This window comes from Streptomyces sp. SAS_281, from assembly GCF_052542855.1.
In genome coordinates, this window is the sequence record NZ_JBMNDO010000225.1 from 1 (window position 1) to 4,523 (window position 4,523).

Annotated in this window: 4 protein-coding genes; all 4 read right to left on the reverse strand. The window is 71.3% G+C overall.

The genetic code is table 11. The features are described from left to right. Positions 1 to 54: 54 nt before the first annotated feature. Positions 55 to 1,434, reverse strand: a complete 1,380-nt coding sequence (gdhA, locus tag ACN6LM_RS37590; protein ID WP_445069916.1) for an NADP-specific glutamate dehydrogenase — start codon at positions 1,432 to 1,434, stop codon at positions 55 to 57. A gap of 349 nt (positions 1,435 to 1,783) precedes the next feature. Then, entirely contained in the window at positions 1,784 to 2,143 is a 360-nt protein-coding gene (locus tag ACN6LM_RS37595) for a DUF1330 domain-containing protein (RefSeq protein ID WP_445069913.1), read from the reverse strand. A gap of 96 nt (positions 2,144 to 2,239) precedes the next feature. Continuing rightward, a complete protein-coding gene (locus ACN6LM_RS37600; RefSeq protein ID WP_445069914.1) occupies positions 2,240 to 2,923 on the reverse strand; it encodes an ABC transporter ATP-binding protein in 684 nt (227 codons plus the stop codon). A gap of 35 nt (positions 2,924 to 2,958) precedes the next feature. Beyond that, positions 2,959 to 4,416 (reverse strand): ABC transporter permease, encoded by a 1,458-nt coding sequence (locus ACN6LM_RS37605; RefSeq protein ID WP_445069915.1) that lies wholly within the window; start codon positions 4,414 to 4,416, stop codon positions 2,959 to 2,961. Between the last annotated feature and the right edge of the window lie 107 nt (positions 4,417 to 4,523).

A 4,523-nucleotide genomic window follows, 5' to 3' on the forward strand; every position in this document is an offset into this window, starting at 1 on the left:
GGGAACGGGCCCGGGACAAGCGCCCCGGGCCCGTTCCGTACGTCGTGGCCGGGGTCAGATGAGCCCCTGCGCCAGCATCGCGTCGGCGACCAGTTCGAAGCCGGCGATGTTGGCGCCGACGACGTAGTTGCCGGGGCTGCCGTACTTCTCGGCGGTGGTGTAGCAGGAGTCGTGGATGTGGCGCATGATCTCCGCGAGGCGCTGCTCGGTGTGGGCGAAGGTCCAGGAGTCGCGCGAGGCGTTCTGCTGCATCTCCAGGGCGCTGGTGGCCACGCCGCCCGCGTTGGCCGCCTTGCCGGGGGCGAAGGCCACTCCGGCGTCCTGGAAGACGCGGACGGCCTCGGGGGTGGTGGGCATGTTGGCGCCCTCGGCGACCGCCTTGACGCCGTTGCGCACCAGGGCGAGCGCGTCGGCCTCGTGCAGCTCGTTCTGGGTGGCGCAGGGCAGGGCCACGTCGACGGGGACGTTCCAGACGCCGGTGCCCTCGACGTACTTCACGTGCGCGCCGCGCCGCTCGGCGTACTCGGAGATGCGGCCGCGGCCGCGCTCCTTGATCTCCTTGAGCAGGTCGAGGTCGATGCCCTTGTCGTCCACGACGTAGCCGCCGGAGTCGGAGGCGGTGACGACGGTGGCGCCGAGCTGCTGGGCCTTCTCGATGGCGTAGATCGCGACGTTGCCGGAGCCGGAGACGGAGATGCGCTGGCCGTCCAGGGACTCGCCCCGGCTGCGCAGCATCTCGGCGGTGAACATGACGCAGCCGTAGCCGGTCGCCTCGGTACGGACCAGGGCGCCGCCCCAGCCGAGGCCCTTGCCGGTGAGGACGCCGGACTCGTGGCGGTTGGTGATCCGCTTGTACTGGCCGAAGAGGTAGCCGATCTCGCGTCCGCCGACTCCGATGTCCCCGGCGGGCACGTCGGTGTACTCGCCCACGTGGCGGTGGAGCTCGGTCATGAAGGACTGGCAGAACCGCATGATCTCGGCGTCGGAGCGGCCCTTCGGGTCGAAGTCCGCGCCGCCCTTGCCGCCGCCGATGGGCATGCCGGTGAGGGCGTTCTTGAAGATCTGCTCGAAGCCGAGGAACTTCACGATGCCGAGGTTGACGGACGGGTGGAAGCGCAGACCGCCCTTGTACGGGCCGAGCAGGCTGGAGAACTCGACGCGGAAGCCGCGGTTGACGTGGATGTCGCCCGAGTCGTCCGACCACGGCACCCGGAAGATGAGCTGGCGCTCCGGCTCGCATATGCGCTCGATGACCCGGGCGTCCACGAACTCCGGCCGCTTGGCCAGCACCGGGCCGAGGGTCTCCAGGACCTCCCGGACCGCCTGGTGGAATTCCTTCTCGCCCTGGTTGCGGCGCAGGACCTCGGCGTACAGCGGCTCGATGATGCGGTTCTCGGCGGCGTGCGAGGTGGCGGAGTCAGGGGTGACCGGCATCTGATCAAGACCTTCCATGGGTCGGCTCATACGCGGAGGCGCCCCCGTCCCGAGGGGCGCCAGGTCCCCCTCCCCATTGAGGGCGTCGCCGGAACATCGCGCGTACCGCTCGCGAGCACGGCGTGACAGGACCGTCGTGGCGTACCGATTCTCCCAGTGGCCCGGCGCCTCGGCCCGGGGCATCCGCATGGTGATCGGGCGCCCGGAGGCCCCGGACCTGGGCCAACGGCCTTGTACGAGGCCCCTTCCGGGCATGATTGGCCGGGTCGGGGCCGCGTCCGGGTCGCCGCCGAAGTGGTGAATCTCACAGCCGTGCCGCCTCGGCGGTGAGGTTCCGGAAATGCGGGCGTTACGCCACCGGGGTGGCCGCCGCCCCCGCCCGCAGCGCCGCGGCGGTCGCCCTCGGGTCGTAGTCCGGCGCGACGCCCTCCACGATCACCACGTCGCCCGCCATGTGCCGGGCCCGCAGCGGCACCAGTTCCTGGTAGGCCGGGGAGGCGTACCAGGCGCGCGCCTTCCCGAGGGAGGGGAAGCCGACGACCACCACCGCGCCGGGCCACGCGCCCTCGACGACCTCGACCGGCGCGTTGTGGACCAGGAAGCGGCCGGCGTACGGGTCCAGGGTCGACTGGATGCGCTCGATGTAGTCGATGACCTCCGCGTGGGGGCGGCCCTCGGGGTACAGGTGCGCGATGGCGTAGGCGGTCATGGCGGGCCCTCCGGTCCGTGCGGTCGTCCGTTCGGCTGATGGACTCCATGCTGCCGACGGAACCGGAGGGCGTCGATTACCTCTGAGGTCATGCGGTCAGGCGGGGGCGTTCTCCGTGATGGTGACCTTGCCCTTGCGGATGGTGGCCAGGCGCGGGGCGCGGCGGGCGATGGCGCTGTCGTGGGTGACCATGACGAAGGTGAGCCCGTGCTCCTTCCACAGGGCCTCCAGGACCTCCATGATCTCGTCGCGCATGGACTCGTCCAGGTTGCCGGTGGGCTCGTCCGCGAGGAGCACCTTGGGCCGCTTGACCAGGGCGCGGGCGATGGCGACGCGCTGCTGCTGGCCGCCGGACATCTCGCCGGGGACATGGCCCAGACGCTCGCCGAGCCCGACGGAGTCCAGCGCCTCGGCGGCTCTCGCGCGCCGCTCGGACGCCTTGACGCCGAGGGGGACGAGCGCGGTCTCGACGTTCTCCTGGGCGGTGAGCGTCGGGATGAGGTTGAAGCTCTGGAAGACGAAGCCGATGTTCTCCGCGCGCACCTTGGTGAGCTTGGCCTCGCTGAGCTTCGCCAGGTCCATGCCGTCGAGCTCGATGCTCCCGGCGGTGGGCCGGTCCAGGCCGCCGAGCATCCGGAGCAGGGTGGACTTGCCGCCGCCGGTGGGGCCCTGGATGACCAGGCGGCCGCCGTCCTCGATGGTGAGGTCGACGCCGGCGAGGGCGTGCACGGTGGACTTGCCGCGCTGGTACTGCTTGGTGACGCCGTGAAGCGTGTACATGGATGTTCTCCTGACGGGGTGTGGGGTCCGGGCTGCTACTCGACGCGGCGGAGCGCGTCCGCCGGGCGCAGCCGGGAAGCGCGCCAGCCGCCGAAGGCGCCCGCGATCAGCCCGCCCGCCACGGCCAGGGCGACGGCGGTCAGGATGACGGAGAGGGAGACGGGCGCGGTGAGCGCGATGTCGAGGGCCTTGGACGCGCTCTGCCGGCCGAAGCCGGGCCCGCCGCCCATCATGCCGCCGCGCGTCCCGCCGCCTCCGGAGGAGCCCAGCTCCGCGGTGAGTGTGGGGCTGACGGCGGTGACCGCGTAGGCGCCGGCCAGGCCGACGGCGATGCCGAGGACCCCGCCGATGAGGCCGTTGACCAGGGCCTCGCCGACGACCTGGCGGGTGACCCGGCCGCTCTTCCAGCCGAGGGCCTTCAGCGTGCCGAACTCGCGCACCCGGCGGCTGACGGCGGAGGAGGTGAGGAGCCCGGCGACCAGGAACGCGGCGGCCAGGACCGCGAGGGACAGCCACTTGCCGACGCCGGCGGCGAGGTCGGACGCGGTGGACAGGGAGCCGGAGACGGTGTCCGCGAGGTCGGCGGAGGTGGTGACCGTGGTGCCGGAGATGTTCTTCTGGATGGCCGACTTGACGGTGTCGATCCGCTGCGAGTCCGCGGCCTTCACGTAGACCGTGGTGACCTTGTCCTTCGCGTCGGCCAGGGTCTGGGCCTGCTTGAGCGGGATGTAGAGGTTGGCGGCGGCGTCGCCGCTGTCGGCCGTCGAGATGCCGATGATCGTGAACTCGGTCCCGTGGATCGTCACGGTCTTGCCCGTGGCGAGGCTCTTCTCCTTGGCGTACGAGGCATCGGCCACGGCCACCGCGGCGTTCGTCTCGGTCGTCTTGAACGAACGGCCGGAGGTGATCTTCGAGGAGGTGAGCGGGCCGAGGTCCTGCTGGGCGACGTCGGTTCCGTACACCGTGTAGGAGTTGACGTCGAAGGAGGCGCCGCCGCCCCTGACCTCGCCCTGCGGCTGCCCGCTGCCGGGCCCGCGTCCGCCTCCCTGGCTCGTACCGCCCTCCTGCTTGAACTCGCCGCGCTTGAACTGCCCGTCCACCTTCATGACGGACAGGCTCAGCCCGCCGACCGCGCCGGCGACGCCGTCCTGCTCTCCGACCTCGGTGACCGTGGAGGAGGCGAGGGTCTGGAAGCCCTGGACCATGACCCGGTCCGTGCTCTGGGTCGCGTCGTCGTCGTTGTCCTTGGCGTCGAACTCGAACCTGGGGCGGCCGGTGGAACCGGACTCGGGCGCCGTGGCCGCCTTGGTGACGGTCATGTCCGTGCCGAGCCCGTACAGCGATTCCAGGACCTTGTCCTGGGCCTTGCTCATGCCCGAGGAGACGGAGCTGACGACGATGACCAGCGCAATGCCGAGGGCGAGCCCGGAGGCGACGACGAGCGCCGCCTTTCTGCGGCGGCGCAGCTCGCGCCGGAGGTAGGTGAAGAACATGGCGCGAGGCTAGGACCGGCTCGTGATGGCGGGTTAAGGCCGCCATGAGAGCCGGATGAGAAGAGTGCGTACGCCGAAGGCGGCGGCACCGGATTCCGGTGCCGCCG